Origin of the sequence: Providencia rustigianii (assembly GCF_900637755.1) — a bacterium.
GTDB lineage: Bacteria > Pseudomonadota > Gammaproteobacteria > Enterobacterales > Enterobacteriaceae > Providencia > Providencia rustigianii.
Genome location: NZ_LR134396.1, coordinates 2,631,381 through 2,647,451 on the forward strand (window position 1 = coordinate 2,631,381; position 16,071 = coordinate 2,647,451).

Sequence of the window (16,071 nt, forward strand, 5' to 3'; positions counted from 1 at the left end):
TCATAAGGCAAATTTATGTCATTAGTAGATGAACTCATGGATTAAATACTGCTTGAGTATAGAGATGCCGCTAATCCATTTATGAATAAGGTTGACTACTTTATCGTTAACCTATAACTATCTTCTATCAATGCTTTAAGCTCATTATCAGGGAAACCTTTCCCCAACTTTATAGTTACCCAATGCTCTTTATTCATATGGTATGCAGGATAAACATGTTCTTTTAATCGCAATGATCCTACTAACTCAGGCGGAACCTTGAGATCAATAATATCAACGATATCATCACCATCGCTCCCATTTAATTTTTTAGAAGGGATATCCATGATAATAGCAAACCACTTTGAATTATTTTTATGCCTGAAAACAATGTAGTTCGGATATTTAGCCCACGGATATTCAGCACTGGAGCCATAGTTACTCTGAATATAGTCTACAAGCTCATTTCTCTTCATTTCACTAATCTCATCAATTATTGTCAGTAATATTAGATTAAATGTAACATTAAGATTAGACAAGTGAACGCACATTGCGGAATAACCATAATTCACCGATAAACCCGACCGTAAGCGACAAAAATATCTCCGATAGTGAGATTCTTTGTGTTTAGCGTTAACTCAAGGGTGGCTAATAGCTCTTATGTAAATAAAATCGATATCTTTTGGATTCTTTAGTCGCTAGAAACGAAAAAACCCCGCCGATTGGCAGGGTTTTGAAATTTTGAGCATTATATTAAGCAGCTTGCATCGCCGACTTACAAAAAATACATTTAGCACCTGAAGGGTTACTTTTTGTTGCTTCAAAATGGTAGCGTCTATATTGTGACCCTTTACAACAAGGGCACCTCATAAAGATATCGCCCTTAAAGTGCCACCACGTTTGCGGCTGCTGGACCTTTTGCACCACTTTCTACCGAAAAGCTGACTTTTTGCCCTTCATGGAGCGTCTTGAAATCATCACTTTGGATTGCAGAAAAGTGAACAAACACATCTTTGCTTCCATCCGCAGGGGTGATAAAGCCGAAGCCTTTATCATCGTTAAACCATTTTACTAAACCAGTCATTGTATTAGACATATTGAATTCCTTTAAATTTTAATTGTTGCCACACGGCATATAGGTTTGATGTTTCTTGATACTTATGGAACTAATTAGGAGGAATTCACTACGAATGGATATCTATGGGATAACGCTAAACGGGGAACTTTTCAAAACTTGCTTTCATAAATAGGTCTGTACTTCCAAACCGATGAGCATATTTACTCATATATCCTTACGCATAGCAATGTTTTTTTCATAAATATGATAATTATTTTAAAACTGAGATTCTAATCCTATGCCACAATTTCATGTTGTTTGCCCTGAAACCGCATACAAATCTTTGTGATAGCCACTCCATAAAATGATGTTATTTATTGAATGTTAAGTATTTTCAACAATATACTTTTTTGTTCCAAAAATGACGAATTATCAAATAACTGGAAGGAAATAATCATGAAATTATCTCTGCTAGGGTGTTTGTTTGCCGCTTCATTTTCTTTACAAGCCTATGCTGCAACTGAGTTACCAATCCGCCTAGTGATCCACGGGGGTGCAGGAACCATCACAAAAGATACAATTACGCCTCAGCAAGAAAAAGAGTATCAAGAAAAGCTCACCGAAGCTTTAGAGGCAGGTTATGCAGTATTAAATAAAGGTGGAACCAGCCTTGATGCAGTCCAAGCATCAATCAATGTTATGGAGGACTCCCCTTTATTTAATGCAGGTAAAGGTGCGGTATTTACCCATGATGGACGCAATGAAATGGATGCTTCCATCATGGATGGTAGCAACCGTAAGGCTGGTGCTGTTGCAGGTGTCACGAATATCAAAAATCCAATTAATGCAGCATATGCCGTCATGACAAAAAGCCCTCATGTGATGATGGTATCCAAGGGTGCCGAACAATTTGCGGCGGAACAAGGTATTGAAATTGTTGACCCATCCTATTTTCGAACTGATTTTCGTTGGGAACAACTCCAAAAAGCAAAAGCTAAAGAACAAGTTGTACTCGACCATGATGGAAAAAATGCCGCCCTTTTTGTTGACCCGATGATGTATGACTACAAATATGGCACAGTAGGCGCGGTAGCCCTCGATAAAAATGGCAACATCGCAGCAGGAACATCAACGGGTGGTATGACCAATAAACGCTTTGGTCGAGTGGGCGACTCTCCAATTATTGGGGCGGGTAACTATGCTGATAATAATAGCGTAGCAGTCTCTGCGACAGGATCTGGGGAAATGTTTATTCGTACAGCAACAGCTCACAATATCGCTGCTCAAGTAAAATATAATAAAACCCCCATTTCTGAAGCGGCACGTAACGCACTTGATGAAGTTAAGGAATTGAATGGTAGTGGTGGTGTCATTGTGCTTGATAAATCAGGGAATTATGCCATGGAGTTTAACTCTGAAGGTATGTACCGAGGCACTATTGGCAATGATGGAGTTCCCCATGTCTCTATTTACAAAGACTAATTAATCAGCCAACATTATTTATGATGGGTGGAAATATTCTGCCCATTTAATCTCATCCCAAAGCATATATATCTATCATACGTTGGTATTCGAGTTTCATTCCTTCTATCTTTAATGTAGTTCTCTTGTTGATTGATTGTGAAAATTACTTGATATTGACAACATTTTTAAAGATAATAATTATCAATATCATTTTCATTATCAGTACAATTGCCGTGGTGAATAATATGACCAAGCCACTTTCTGAGACAATCACAGAAACAATACAACCGACAAAAGTCATCGATGTGATGATTAAAACAGACCTAATAGAAAGCCAGCAATTATTAGGGGCTTCAGGTAAAGTTGCCATTCAACATCGTGGTGAAATTTATCAATTACGTCAAACACGTACAGGCAAACTGATCCTAACAAAATAGTATTTAGTACCAATAAAAATCTATCTCGCAAGCCACCTAAGACTTATCAATCTAGGCAGCCAGCTTAACTTCATATATCAGGACACAGTTTTTATGGTGTTTTCAATGGATTTTGCTGCTGCAACTCTGGGTAACTTTCGGGCTAAAATTCAAGCCTTATCCGCAATTAAAGGGATTGAAACTCTTTCATTCCCTACCTGCAATCCACGACTTTTCTCGCCGCAACATTCCGACAAATACGCCATAACGGCCTGCTCATGAACTTAATTTCACCAATGCATTCCACAAAGCTTTAGGAGTATCACCTTTATGTCACAAGTGTTACGCATGTCTGTGCTGGCGAGCGCAATGTTACCGATTATGGCTGGGGCGCAAACTGAAAAAACTGAACCTAGCAATCGCCATGATGTGATGACCGTTTATGCAACAGGAACAGAACGCGATAGCTTCAATGCACCAATGATGGTTACCGTCATTAAAAATGACTCTCCAGAAACAAAAACCGCCAGTACTGCAAATGATATTTTGCGCAAAGTACCCGGTATTGCTATCACGGGAACTAGCCGTACCAATGGTCAAGACATCAATATGCGTGGTTTTGACCGCCGCGGAATTTTAACGCTAGTGGACGGAGTTCGCCAAGGTACGGATACAGGACATATCAACGGAACATTCCTTGATCCGGCTCTAATTAAACAAGTTGAAATTATTCGCGGACCATCAGCCTTACTCTACGGCAGCGGTGCTATGGGAGGGGTTATCGCATGGGAAACCGTTGATGCTAAAGACTTGTTAGCCGAAGGAAAAAACAGTGGATTCAGAGTATTTAGCCAAGCGGCTACAGGGGATCACAGCTTTGGCTTTGGAGGCTCGGCTTTCGGGAAAAGCGATGACCTTGATGGTGTATTCAGTTTTGTAACCAAAGAAGTTGGTGATATTCGTCAAGGCAATGGCGATAAAATGGATAACAAAGAAACTATCGCTAACATGCTGGGTAAAGGAACATGGCAACTGGATGATTCACAAAAACTTTCAGGGCAGATCCGTTACTACAATAATGACGCCTATGAGCCAAAAGATCCTCAACAAGCTAACGTCAGTAATAGCAATTTAAAAGTAAATAGAACCACCCGCCAGCGGGATATTCAAGCCACTTACCAGCTCAATCCAAGTGATAACAATTGGTTGAATTTTAAAGCAACACCTTATTACTCTGATGTCAATATTACGTCAAAAGGAAAAGATTCAAACTACGAAGGTCGTACTCAAAAAACTTATGGGCTAAAATTGGATAACCGTTCTGAAATCTATGAACTTCCTCTCGCCGCACACAATTTTACCTATGGTACTGAAGCTTATCGTCAGAAACAAAATCCGTATGCAACAACCACACAATTCCCAGATGCCGATATCACATTTGCTTCAGGGTTTATTCAAGATGAAATTACCTTAAAAGATTTACCTGTTTCCTTTATTTTGGGAACACGCTACGACAATTACAAATCTTCAGCAAAAGGTAATAAAGACGTTAAAGAAGACCAATGGTCATCAAAAGCAGCTGTCAGTATTACACCAACAGATTGGTCAATGCTATTTGCGTCTTATTCAGAAGCATTTCGAGCACCAACTATGATGGAAATGTATAACGATTCCGTGCATTTCCAAGCTGGCCCTATTGTCAATCGCTGGCGTCCCAACCCTAATCTGAAACCCGAATCAACTAAAACCGCTGAATACGGTTTTGGCTTACGCTTTGATGATTTATTAATGGCTCGTGATAATTTACGTTTTAAAGCCAGTTATTTCGATACTAAAGCTAAAGACTATATCAATACTTACGTTCATCCAGACCGCGTAAATTGGAATAATAACTACACTACCTCGATCAATACCAAACGTGCCAAAATTTGGGGATGGGATGCCTCAATGGATTACACCACGGATTACTTCGTTTGGAACCTCGCATACAACCACACCGAGGGCAAAAATGAGTATAACGGAGAATCCATTACCTCAATAAAACCTGCTTCTGTCACCAGTAATCTATCTGTTCCTGTTGCAGATAGCGGTTTTTCCGTTGGTTGGTTAGGCGAATTCACCAATCATACTGACTTCAATAAAGCGACCAAAATTGAACAACAAGCCGGCTACGCCGTTCATGACTTTTATGTCAGTTATCAAGGTAATGGACAGCTTAAAGGCTTAGATACCAGCGTCGTTTTAGGTAACGCATTTGACAAAGAGTATTACTCCTCTCAGGGGATACCCCAAGATGGGCGTAATGCTAAGCTACTTGTCAGCTTCCAATGGTAATTCACACACACAAAGGAGATACTTGTGAATTCAACAATTTTTGAACATTATCAACAAGCTAAGAAAGATAATAAAGCCAAATATGCGAGGGATCTTGCCGCTTACCTGAATATATCTGAAGGTGAGCTTCTACACGCTCGAGTTGGACATGATAAAGCTCAGCGCTTAAATGTCGATGCACCAACCTTACTTACCGCATTGGAAGCTGTTGGTCCAGTCAAAGCCATTACTCGTAATGAATATGTGGTTCACGAACAAGTAGGACGCTATGAAAATGCAAGATTTAGTCCTCATGGTGGTTTAATTCTTAATCCACGCGCGCTAGATTTACGCATGTTTTTTTCTCATTGGGATAGCATTTTTACACTCACCGAAGATGCTAAAAATGGTGAACGCCATAGCATTCAATTCTTTGATAAACACGGTGATGCGCTACATAAAGTATATACCACCGATGAAACTGATCTCGCTGCATGGAATGCGCTTATTCAGCAATATATAACGGCTGAAAATCCAACCCTGTCTATTGAAAAAGCACAGCCTTATAACGCACAGCCAATCAGCGATGAGCTAAAGCAGCAACTAGAGCAAGAATGGCGCAATATGACGGATGTGCATCAGTTCTTTATTCTATTGAAAAAGAACAATTTAAGCCGTCAGCAAGTTTTTAGCGCCGTCAGTGATGATCTGGCTTGGAAAGTTCCCAATGATTCATTTAATCAGCTCGTAAATACTGCATTCGCAGATCAAAACGAAATCATGATTTTCGTGGGTAATCGTGGATGTGTGCAGATTTTTACTGGAAAAATTAAACGCTTAATGCCTTATCAATCTGAAGGTTCCGATATCAAATGGTTGAATATTTTCAATCCGGATTTCACCTTACATATGATTGAAAATGGTGTTGCTGAATGCTGGGTCACGCGTAAACCAACAGAAGATGGCTTTGTGACTAGCCTTGAAGTGTTTGATGAGCAAGGTAATCAAATTGCACAAATGTACGGACAACGTACTGAAGGTACCCCAGAGCAAGAACACTGGCGTCAACAAGTAATGTCGCTACCAAGAATCTAATCATCAGGTAATTGATCATGAAACAATGGCTTCTAATTTTGGGGGCGCTTATGGCGTCACTGACCGCTCAGGCCGCAGAACGTATTATCACCCTCGGCGGTGATGTTACTGAGATTGTATATAAACTTGGCGCACAGGATTCGCTTGTGGGTCGTGATAGTACCAGTTTACATCCTGTTCAGGCAACGCAACTTCCCGATGTTGGGTATATGCGTACCTTGAATGCTGAAGGGGTACTTTCTCTACGTCCAACATTGCTGTTGGCGAGTGAACTTTCTCAGCCATCAATTGCACTATCTCAGATTGAAAAAAGTGGTGTGAAAGTGGTGAAGATCACGGGAAAACCAGCATTAGAAGCCATTCCAGTGAAAATTATGACAATTGCAGATGCAGTAGGGAAATCAGGGCAAGGTCAACAACTGGTGGAGCAATTTAATCGCTCAGTTGCTGAAATTTCGACGACACCGATTAACAAAAAAGTCGTCTTTATTATGAGTCATGGTGGTGTACAACCAATGGCTGCAGGACAAAATACCGCTGCTGATAGCATGATAAAAGAGGTTGGCGCCCAAAATGCGATGGACAACTTCACTAGCTACCGCCCGCTTTCTCAAGAAGGGTTGATTTCCTCTCAACCAGATTTGATTGTGCTCACTGAAGAAGGTGTTAAATCATTAAACGGTATTGAAAATGTTTGGAAATTACCGGGCCTAGCCTTAACACCAGCAGGTAAAAATAAAGCGTTATTAGTAGTCGACGATGTAGGCATGCTTAGCTTTAGTTTAGGAACGCCACAGGTCATGCTACAACTTCGAGAGGCGCTGGAAAAAAGCCAATGAGTCGTTTTAAGCATCCTCTATCTGCCATTTTGATGCTATTAGTTCTGCTTGGGGGAGTCACTTTGATTGCCTCCAATGCAGGCGCTATCAATCTGTCATTAAAAACACTCTGGTTTAGCCCAATGAGTGACCCAGACTGGCAAATTTGGATTACTATTCGCCTACCCCGCATTTTATTAGCAATATTGGTAGGTTTAGCACTAGCGGTTGCAGGAGCCATTATGCAAGGGTTATTTCGTAACCCTCTTGCCGACCCGAGCTTATTGGGGATCAGCAGTGGCGCAGCATTATGTGTAGCAGCATTTATTGTTTTGTCGTTTTCCTTACCGACGATCCTTCAAAGCTATGGTCATTTAGCTGCCGCTTTTATCGGCAGTTTAACGGTTTCCCTGATTATTTTTAGTCTGAATCGTATTTCAAATGGAAATTTAGCACGATTATTATTAGCTGGAATTGCCATCAATGCGCTATGCATGTCATTAATTGGCGTTTTAAGTTACGTCAGTAACGATCAACAATTACGTACGTTTAGCCTGTGGATGATGGGCTCATTGGGTAATGTCGATTGGACTTCATTAACGATTGCAGCCAGCATTATTTTGCCTACCTGCTTTGTGTGTTTATGGCAAGGTAATGCTTTAAATATTCTCCAGCTAGGCGATGAAGATGCCCATTATCTTGGATTGAATGTCGAGCGTAGCAAATTTATTCTTCTGTTTCTTAGCGCTTTATTAATCGGCTGTGCAGTAGCGATGAGCGGCGTGATCGGCTTTGTTGGCTTGGTCGTTCCTCACTTAATTCGAATGACCTTAGGACCCGACCATCGTTGGTTAATTCCAGGCTCAGCCATTGTTGGAGCCACGTTACTGCTAATCGCTGATACCCTAGCTCGCACCCTCGTTGTGCCAGCCGAAATTCCCGTTGGATTATTGACGGGGTTAATTGGCGGTCCCTATTTTCTATGGTTGATACTGCGCCAGCCCGCTGGGAGATTCTAACTTAATGATACCCTTACTTGACGCTCGTAACCTCAGTTATCATATTAATAATAAGGTCTTGATTGATGACATTAGCTTGTCCATTCAACAACATCAGATGGTCGTTATTATTGGGCCAAATGGGGCTGGTAAATCGAGTCTATTAAAATTGCTAACTGGCTATGCTTTACCGACTAATGGAGAATGCCAGATTGAAGGTCTCTCATTGTCTCAATGGGGGCACCAGCAATTAGCAAAAAAACGTGCAGTAATGAAGCAACACACCCATCTACAATTTGCGTTCAGTGTTGAAGATATTGTCGCTATGGGACGCACACCTTATGGTTCAGAACATAAACAACAAGCCATTGAAATCGCCCTAGAACAAACTAGCTGCACTCAATTACGTCATCAAGACTACCGGCAATTGTCTGGGGGGGAACAACAGCGTGTTCAGCTTGCTCGTGTATTAGCTCAACTCTGGCAACCAGAGCCTACCCCCGCATGTTTATTTCTAGATGAACCCACCTCAGCTCTCGACCTCTACCATCAACAACACAGTTTACGTCTTTTACATCAACTAACCCGAGAACGCCCATTGGGTGTCTGCTGCGTATTGCACGACCTCAATCTAACAGCGTTATATGCCGATAAAGTATATTTGATTCATCAAGGTAAATTGGTTGTATCGGGAACACCGCAGGAAGTGCTAACTAATGACAATTTAACTCGCTGGTATCAAGCCGATTTAGGCGTTCAGCAACATCCAGAAACCGCCGTGCCTTATGTTTACTTACGCCATTAAACAAAATAAGCCATCGTATTCTACTGATGGCTCAATTATTACATCAAACAAGAAACATTTAACTTAAGGTTGAATGTTTTGTAAAAGTTTTATCGATTAAATTAAATACATTCTGTATATGTTTTATTTACATTCCAAATTTTTCATAAATAATCACTAACTAAATTATCTATTTAATAGGTAAATTGCGCCTTTAAATATAATCAATTGATTAAATCATAGTGACTTGAGCTTATTTAAATTGAATTTATTAAGGTTTTCTTAATTTTCACCTGATTATTAACGTCGTTTCTATCAGCTATTTAATTACCATTTAAATAACGAAAAATATAATTCAAAAACAATAATACAAATAATCTTATTTTATTAAGCATGGTTTCCCGTTTATGAAAAAAACAGAATATTTTCTAAAAAAACTACGCACATTGATCATCAGTGACAAAAGCTATTTAGCCAATAAGTTCATGAAAAAATTAGGATATCACCCGAACTTTGATGCACCAAAAAGCTTTAATGAAAAAATTAATTTTCGCATGATCCATGATAAAAATCCGTTATATAGCCAGTTGGCTGATAAACTAGCGGTACGTGAATATGTTAGCCAAAAGATAGGGAGTGAGCATATCGTTCCTATTTTGGCATCATATAATCATGTGAATGAAATCAAAATTGAACAGTTGCCGTCACGCTTTGTTCTTAAATGTACCCATGATAGTGGTAGCAGTATTATCTGTACGGATAAATCGCAATTTAATTTACAAGAAGCTAAGCAAAAATTGTCGTTCCATTTAATGAAGAATCTCTATTACATTACTCGTGAACGTCATTATAAAAATATTCCAGCACGTATTATTTGCGAAGAATATATCGATATCTTTGAGCAAAAAAACAGAAAACTGATTCCAGAAACGTGTCGAATACATTGTTTTTCAGGGAAGCCTATGTATGCCGAAATAGATTATACCGACGAATCTGGTACTGAGTTTATTAATATCTATGATACTGACTGGCAACTTCAGCCAGTAAACTTCGGGTACCCTAACATGCTAGAGCCAGTAGCTGAACCATCTCAGTTTAAAGAAATGCTCCGGTTAGCTCAAATTTTGGTCACCCCTTTTGATTATTGTAGAGCAGATTTTTTACTTGCTGAAAATAAAATTTATTTCAGTGAATTAACCTTCGCTCCAAATGCGGGACGCACAGTCATAAGCCCACTATCTTGGGACTTCAAACTTGGTGAACTATGGGAACAAAAAGTTAGCATGCAACGTATTCAACAGTTAGCTAAAGCTGAATTGGCTATTGCAACTATCAACAAGAAAAAGTAATAAAAAACGCGCTACTTATGAAAAAGTGGCGCGTTTTTTAACTTAATATTATCTAGTTTACCAGCACACTCGCTTTACGGCGTAAGCTCGCAATTAACATATAAATTGCGGTCACCAGCAAAACGATAAAGAAGAAGTTTACTAAACCACCATGTTGGGATAGCAAACTTCCTGCAACAACAGGTCCCATTGCAGAGCCTATGCTATAACTAAATAACATCACTTGAGTCGCCGCAACAATAAAAGAAGAATCTAACTTATCGCAGGCTAAAGTAATCGCTATTGGGTACAAGGCAAATGACGACATCCCCAACAAAGCTAACCCAACAATCATTACTATGTAATCGCTAGAGATATAAATTAACCCCATCGCAAAGACACCCAATAATGACACCATGGCTAGCAACAATGTTTTACTCATCATCACTGATAATTTGCTAATTATTGGCTGAATTAACATTCCACCTAAAATAATTGATGCCATTAAAACGCCAACTTGGTCAGTCGAAAAATTATCTTTTTTAAGTGATAAAGGCATCAATCCATAGATGGTTCCCATCACGATCCCTGACACCATACAACCAATAATCGCAGGCTTACTTAAGCGGGTAATTTGCTTCAATGAGAGTTTTTGATGCAATCCACTAGCGGGTTGTCCCTGACGAAACAGCAGCGGCGGTAGAACAGCAAGAAGTAACATACTCAAGACAACAATAAATGGATATACCCCTTGAGTCCCGATAAAGCCAATGGCAAGCTGACCGAGTGTAGTTCCACCATATAATGACGTCATATAAAAACTAAGACGCTTTGCTCGCGCTTTCGGGTTATCACCGATCAGCAACCAAGATTCCACAACCACAAAAATCCCTGCGACAGCGACACCAGCGATTAAGCGGTTTGGTAGCCATGCTTCAATAGTTGGCATCCATGGTAATAAAACAACCGTCGCTGCCAACATTAGCAAAAAGCCAATAAAAGCGATACGGTGCCCCACTCTCGCAATCACAGGCTCAATCAGCATCGAACCAATTAATAATCCTATATAGTAGGCACTCGCTAACCAGCCCGCATATTGAGTATCAATATTAAAGCTCCCCATCGATAATGGGATCAAACTCATCAAGTAACCTGAGGCTACCGCGAATAAGGTTAAACCCGCGACAGGTACGAATGTGTTGTCGCCTTTGCGCATCATAGCTGTGGACTCTTTCACGTCCCACTCTCCAACGAATGAAATAAATAGTATGCGCTGCAGCTATATCGTAGATGACGGCAAAAATGCATCCTTGTTCAAGAATACATTTTGGCGACTAGTGCAGTGATAATAATAAATAAGTAAGGTCAATTTGAGCGCAATATAGAACTTTCATTTAGGGAATGACAATGAGAAAAACTAATGCTTACTAGCAAATTTATTTATGTGAGAAAAATCACGTTTTTTCATGCAGTAAAAATCACTAAAAAATCAAAACAAAAATAATTAATCAGATATAAATCAACTAGTTGTAATTTAATTGAAAAATTTTCACATTAACTTTTTAAATATATTTAATCACTTCAAACTTGTTATTCAAAATATATTTATCTATTTTTTTAAAAAATTTATTTGAAATTATTTTTGTTAATTAGCCTTTGGTTTATGACCATAACTAATTTCAACATTGATTATTCTCAATGCCAATTTTACGCCTATATAGTGATAATGTATTTTTCTAACTGAGAAAATAGACAGCAACCTTACAGCCTTACTTATCGCTAGCTCAAGTTATAGCAAGGCCGTAACTCAGATTAATGAGTGCCACCAACACTGCTAGAACATGAATTAGGACGAAGACAGCCGTCGCCACAATGTAGTCCGGCTAATCCCCAAATACTCAGCTACAGCCTTGCGGTCACCATTAAATTTTTTCATAACCTCTTCCAGAGATTCCTTCGACTGTTCTAGTTGCTGCATATTTTCCATTTTTAGTGTTTCTTTAACTTCCCTCTCCGGTGACAAACTTATCAGCATTTCTGTGTTAATGCTTTTGTCTGCATAAGCACTGCAATAGAGAGCTACTCGCTCCATCAAATTACGCAGTTCACGAACATTGCCTGGCCATGGATATGATAAGAAAAAGTCGCGACAATTCAGGAGCTGCTGAACTCGGAATGACGGGAGAGGTAACTGCAATCCCGAAAAAGCCAGCTTGAGTAATCGTTCTGCTAAAATGAAAATATCATCTCCTCGTTCATTTAATGCAGGCACTTTCATACGGAGCACACCTAGTCGATAAAATAAATCTCGACGAAAACGCCCTTCAGAGACCCAGGTATCTAAGTCGCAATGAGTGGCACAAATCACACGTACATTCACTTGTAGAGGCCGATAACCACCAACTCGCACCACAGAACGTTCTTCTAGAACTCTTAATAATCGAGTTTGTAAAACCATTGGCATTTCACCAATTTCATCCAAAAATAACGTTCCACCATTAGCAATTTCAAATAGCCCAGCACGACCGCCACGCAGTGATCCCGTAAATGCCCCTTCTTCATAACCAAATAACTCTGCTTCCAGCAATGTTTCTGGAATTGCCCCGCAGTTAACGGCCACAAAAGGTATTTGTTGCTTGCTACGTTTATGTTGGTTAAACAAGCTATATTCATGATGAATAGCTTGAGCAATCATCTCTTTTCCCGTGCCACTTTCACCTTGGATCAACACAGTTGCATCCGAGCGAGCATATAGCATAATCGTTTGTCTAACTCGCTCCATGGGGGTAGACAAACCGATCAGATCATTAATGGTATGGCGAACTTTGTTAGGATTAACTGGCTGATAACGGTCCTGAATAACCGTATGGTGGTGAGACATTCTACTGAGTTCAATAGCGTCAGAAAACGCTTGTCTAATGGTTTCCGTGGAATAAATAAAAATCCCCGTCATTCCCATCTCTTCAGCTAAATCCGTAATTAACCCAGCGCCAACCACAACCGTTATTCCCATAGCCTTTAGAGTGGTTAATTGTGCCCTAGCATCCTCTGCTGTGACATAGCTACGCTGCTCAATATGTAAGCCAAAGTTGGTTTGAAATTCATTGAGGGCTGGGATGATTTTTTGATAGTTAACAATACCAACTTTATCGCTAATTTCTCGAGCTTTGGCTAATGCTTGCATCACATCAAAGCCACTAATTTTGACAATAATTACAGGCACAGAAACGTGGCTTTTTAAGTAAGCACCGTTAGATCCCGCGCTAATGATGGCATCACAGTGCCCATCCTTTAAACGACGACGCACCTCCTCTGCTGCATGCTCAAAACCAATATTTAAGGGGGTAATTTCTGCTTGAGCACTAAATTCAGGGCTTATATCTCGAAATAAAGTATAGAGACGGGAAACAGACACAGTCCAAATAATCGGTTTTTCCATAATAACTCCCTATCCTATTTCATGGTGCACAAACGTTTCAAACTTTATTAAGTGAAACATTATTTCGTTTCAATGAAACATTCCAATATGTTAATTAAAAAATCGCTTGTACATCACAAAAACATATTTTAGCCATCTTATTGATATTCATTAATTATCATTAAATTCTCCTATTTATGACAGTCTGGCACGTCAATTGCTATCTAACTATAGTTATAAAAACTTAATTACAAATGATTAACAAATTAAGGGGTTTTATGTCTATCATTTCAGCAGGCCAACAATTTCGAGATGCAGTAAAGAATGAATCACCACTTCAATTAGTCGGTGCTATTAATGCAAACCATGCCTTACTCGCCAAACAAGCTGGCTATAAAGCCATTTACCTTTCTGGTGGAGGCGTTGCAGCAGGCTCACTTGGTATACCTGATTTGGGGATCTCCACCCTTGACGATGTATTAATCGATATTCGCCGAATCACTGATGTTTGTGATTTGCCGTTGATGGTAGATGCAGATATAGGCTTTGGTCCTTCTGCGTTTAATGTTTCCCGTACCGTTAAATCAATGCTAAAGGCGGGTGCTGCTGGCCTACACCTAGAAGATCAGGTAGGTGCTAAACGCTGCGGTCATCGACCTAACAAAGAAATTGTTTCTACCCAAGAAATGGTCGACCGAATTAAAGCAGCAGTGGATGCAAGAACAGATGAAAACTTTGTCATTATGGCGCGCACTGATGCCCTCGCCGTAGAAGGACTCGATGCAGCTCTCGAACGTGCCAATGCCTATGTTGAGGCAGGAGCCGATATGTTATTTCCTGAAGCCATTACCGAACTAGGAATATATCAGCAATTTACTCGCCATACTCCAGTCCCTGTTCTCGCTAACCTCACCGAATTTGGCCAAACGCCATTATTTACTCTCGATGAGTTGCGTGAGGTTGGGATAGCTATTGCCTTATATCCGCTATCAGCATTCCGTGCGATGAACAAAGCCGCTGAGCAGGTGTACTCCACTTTACGCAAAGAAGGCACTCAAAAAAGTATGGTGCCATTAATGCAAACCCGTGAAGAGCTGTATAAAAGCATCAATTATTATCACTATGAACAAAAACTTGATGCCTTATTTTCACAAAAAAAGGAACGTTAATTCATTTAAAAACAGCCTATAGAGCAAGTTGTAATCTCTTCTATCCCCTACAAGGAATTCGTGATGAATGAACAACTTAAGAATACTGAATCCGCCACGTTTAAACCGAAAAAATCAGTGGCGCTGTCTGGTGTTACAGCAGGAAATACAGCGCTGTGTACTGTAGGAAAAAATGGCAATGACTTGCATTATCGTGGCTATGATATACACGATTTAGCTACTCAATGTGAATATGAAGAAATTGCCTATCTACTTATCCACGATAAGCTTCCTAATCGTACTGAATTAATTGCTTATAAAAATAAATTAAAACCACTAAGAAGCTTACCAACTAATGTTAAGCAAACTTTAGAATCTATTCCTGCCAATACTCATCCCATGGATGTTATCCGCACAGGTGTATCCATGATGGGATGTGTATTACCAGAAAAAGATGTCCATACATTAATGGGTGCAAAGGATATCGCAGATAGATTACTTGCATCTCTCGGTTCTATTCTTCTGTATTGGTACCATTTTAGTCATCATGGCCGTCGTATCGAAACCATGACAGATGATGATTCCATTGGCGCACACTTTCTACATCTACTACACGGTAAAAAGCCTCCCGCTCAATGGGAAAAATTTATGCATATTGCATCGATTTTATACGCAGAGCATGAATTTAATGCATCAACGTTTGCTGCAAGAGTCATTGCCGGAACAGGTACCGATTTTTATTCTGCGATCACAGGGGCAATCGCGGCACTTCGGGGACCTAAGCATGGTGGCGCAAATGAAGTATCATTAGAAATCCAGCAACGTTATTCATCTATTGAGGATGCAGAGCAGGATATTGTGGCTAGAGTCAAAAACTCTGAAGTCATCATTGGATTTGGGCACCCTGTTTACACATTAGCAGATCCACGTCATCCCATTATTAAATCAGTCGCTCTACAGCTATCAGAACAGTGTATGAATCGCCATTTATACACGATTGCTGACCATATTGAATCAGTCATGAAGCGGGAGAAAAACATGTTCCCGAATCTCGATTGGTTTTCTGCTGTTGCCTATCATTTGATGGGAGTACCAACCGCTATGTATACCCCACTATTTGCAATTGCCCGTATTGCAGGTTGGTCTGCCCATATTATCGAGCAACGCCAAGACAATAAAATTATTCGTCCATCCGCCAACTATACCGGCCCAGAAAATAAACTTTTTGTTCCTATTGAGCAGCGCCAATAAAG

General features: G+C 39.9%; 14 protein-coding genes and 1 pseudogene. 10 read left to right on the forward strand and 5 right to left on the reverse strand.

Annotated features, from left to right (window positions below):
* Window positions 1-95: 95 nt before the first annotated feature.
* The 3 genes and pseudogenes from EL244_RS12155 to cspE form a co-directional block, all read right to left on the reverse strand.
* On the reverse strand, window positions 96-455 hold the full coding sequence (locus EL244_RS12155; protein WP_172597524.1) for an MmcQ/YjbR family DNA-binding protein: 360 nt from the start codon (window positions 453-455) through the stop codon (window positions 96-98).
* A gap of 289 nt (window positions 456-744) precedes the next feature.
* Window positions 745-849, reverse strand: a pseudogene (gene ymcF / locus EL244_RS18070) (cold shock small protein YmcF); the annotation flags it as partial.
* A gap of 13 nt (window positions 850-862) precedes the next feature.
* Window positions 863-1,075 (reverse strand): transcription antiterminator/RNA stability regulator CspE, encoded by a 213-nt coding sequence (gene cspE, locus EL244_RS12160; protein WP_006814919.1) that lies wholly within the window; start codon window positions 1,073-1,075, stop codon window positions 863-865.
* Between the two features lie 417 nt (window positions 1,076-1,492).
* Here cspE and EL244_RS12165 point away from each other — a divergent pair, with 417 nt between their 5' ends.
* The 8 genes from EL244_RS12165 (at window position 1,493) to EL244_RS12200 (ending at window position 10,273) form a co-directional block, all read left to right on the forward strand.
* Complete coding sequence (locus EL244_RS12165; RefSeq protein ID WP_126461204.1) at window positions 1,493-2,518, forward strand: isoaspartyl peptidase/L-asparaginase family protein; 1,026 nt, start codon at window positions 1,493-1,495, stop codon at window positions 2,516-2,518.
* Window positions 2,519-2,745: 227 nt separating this feature from the next.
* Entirely contained in the window at window positions 2,746-2,937 is a 192-nt protein-coding gene (gene hemP / locus EL244_RS12170; protein WP_084789705.1) for a hemin uptake protein HemP, read from the forward strand.
* A 309-nt stretch (window positions 2,938-3,246) separates the two neighbouring features.
* On the forward strand, window positions 3,247-5,250 hold the full coding sequence (locus EL244_RS12175) for a TonB-dependent hemoglobin/transferrin/lactoferrin family receptor (RefSeq protein ID WP_126461207.1): 2,004 nt from the start codon (window positions 3,247-3,249) through the stop codon (window positions 5,248-5,250).
* A gap of 24 nt (window positions 5,251-5,274) precedes the next feature.
* Window positions 5,275-6,324 carry a hemin-degrading factor gene (locus EL244_RS12180; RefSeq protein ID WP_126461210.1) on the forward strand — a complete coding sequence of 350 codons (1,050 nt, stop codon included), beginning with the start codon at window positions 5,275-5,277 and terminating at the stop codon, window positions 6,322-6,324.
* A gap of 17 nt (window positions 6,325-6,341) precedes the next feature.
* The gene (locus EL244_RS12185) at window positions 6,342-7,163 is read left to right on the forward strand and encodes a heme/hemin ABC transporter substrate-binding protein (RefSeq protein WP_126461212.1); all 822 of its coding nucleotides are present in this window, start codon (window positions 6,342-6,344) and stop codon (window positions 7,161-7,163) included.
* Window positions 7,160-8,161, forward strand: coding sequence for a FecCD family ABC transporter permease (locus tag EL244_RS12190; RefSeq protein WP_112837196.1), 1,002 nt, complete (start codon window positions 7,160-7,162; stop codon window positions 8,159-8,161). Before EL244_RS12185 ends, EL244_RS12190 begins: the two co-directional genes overlap by 4 nt.
* 4 nt (window positions 8,162-8,165) lie before the next feature.
* The gene (locus tag EL244_RS12195) at window positions 8,166-8,945 is read left to right on the forward strand and encodes a heme ABC transporter ATP-binding protein (protein WP_006814927.1); all 780 of its coding nucleotides are present in this window, start codon (window positions 8,166-8,168) and stop codon (window positions 8,943-8,945) included.
* A 386-nt stretch (window positions 8,946-9,331) separates the two neighbouring features.
* Complete coding sequence (locus EL244_RS12200; protein ID WP_126461215.1) at window positions 9,332-10,273, forward strand: ATP-grasp fold amidoligase family protein; 942 nt, start codon at window positions 9,332-9,334, stop codon at window positions 10,271-10,273.
* 52 nt (window positions 10,274-10,325) lie between these two features.
* Here EL244_RS12200 and EL244_RS12205 read toward each other — a convergent pair whose 3' ends face one another.
* Window positions 10,326-11,468: an MFS transporter gene (locus EL244_RS12205; protein WP_126462845.1), complete on the reverse strand. Its 1,143-nt coding sequence runs from the start codon at window positions 11,466-11,468 to the stop codon at window positions 10,326-10,328.
* Window positions 11,469-12,098: 630 nt separating this feature from the next.
* Complete coding sequence (gene prpR, locus EL244_RS12210) at window positions 12,099-13,691, reverse strand: propionate catabolism operon regulatory protein PrpR (RefSeq protein ID WP_126461218.1); 1,593 nt, start codon at window positions 13,689-13,691, stop codon at window positions 12,099-12,101.
* A gap of 257 nt (window positions 13,692-13,948) precedes the next feature.
* Here prpR and prpB point away from each other — a divergent pair, with 257 nt between their 5' ends.
* A complete protein-coding gene (gene prpB, locus EL244_RS12215; protein WP_126461221.1) occupies window positions 13,949-14,839 on the forward strand; it encodes a methylisocitrate lyase in 891 nt (296 codons plus the stop codon).
* A gap of 63 nt (window positions 14,840-14,902) precedes the next feature.
* On the forward strand, window positions 14,903-16,069 hold the full coding sequence (gene prpC / locus EL244_RS12220; RefSeq protein WP_126461224.1) for a bifunctional 2-methylcitrate synthase/citrate synthase: 1,167 nt from the start codon (window positions 14,903-14,905) through the stop codon (window positions 16,067-16,069).
* The last annotated feature ends 2 nt before the right edge of the window (window positions 16,070-16,071 follow it).

Bases quoted from the DNA above. Each gene is read 5' to 3' on its own strand.
- EL244_RS12155 (WP_172597524.1), bottom strand. From the start codon at position 455: ATGAAGAGAAATGAGCTTGTAGACTATATTCAGAGTAACTATGGCTCC.
- cspE (WP_006814919.1), bottom strand. From the start codon at position 1,075: ATGTCTAATACAATGACTGGTTTAGTAAAATGGTTTAACGATGATAAA.
- EL244_RS12165 (WP_126461204.1), top strand. From the start codon at position 1,493: ATGAAATTATCTCTGCTAGGGTGTTTGTTTGCCGCTTCATTTTCTTTA.
- hemP (WP_084789705.1), top strand. From the start codon at position 2,746: ATGACCAAGCCACTTTCTGAGACAATCACAGAAACAATACAACCGACA.
- EL244_RS12175 (WP_126461207.1), top strand. From the start codon at position 3,247: ATGTCACAAGTGTTACGCATGTCTGTGCTGGCGAGCGCAATGTTACCG.
- EL244_RS12185 (WP_126461212.1), top strand. From the start codon at position 6,342: ATGAAACAATGGCTTCTAATTTTGGGGGCGCTTATGGCGTCACTGACC.
- EL244_RS12190 (WP_112837196.1), top strand. From the start codon at position 7,160: ATGAGTCGTTTTAAGCATCCTCTATCTGCCATTTTGATGCTATTAGTT.
- EL244_RS12195 (WP_006814927.1), top strand. From the start codon at position 8,166: ATGATACCCTTACTTGACGCTCGTAACCTCAGTTATCATATTAATAAT.
- EL244_RS12200 (WP_126461215.1), top strand. From the start codon at position 9,332: ATGAAAAAAACAGAATATTTTCTAAAAAAACTACGCACATTGATCATC.
- EL244_RS12205 (WP_126462845.1), bottom strand. From the start codon at position 11,468: ATGCGCAAAGGCGACAACACATTCGTACCTGTCGCGGGTTTAACCTTA.
- prpR (WP_126461218.1), bottom strand. From the start codon at position 13,691: ATGGAAAAACCGATTATTTGGACTGTGTCTGTTTCCCGTCTCTATACT.
- prpB (WP_126461221.1), top strand. From the start codon at position 13,949: ATGTCTATCATTTCAGCAGGCCAACAATTTCGAGATGCAGTAAAGAAT.
- prpC (WP_126461224.1), top strand. From the start codon at position 14,903: ATGAATGAACAACTTAAGAATACTGAATCCGCCACGTTTAAACCGAAA.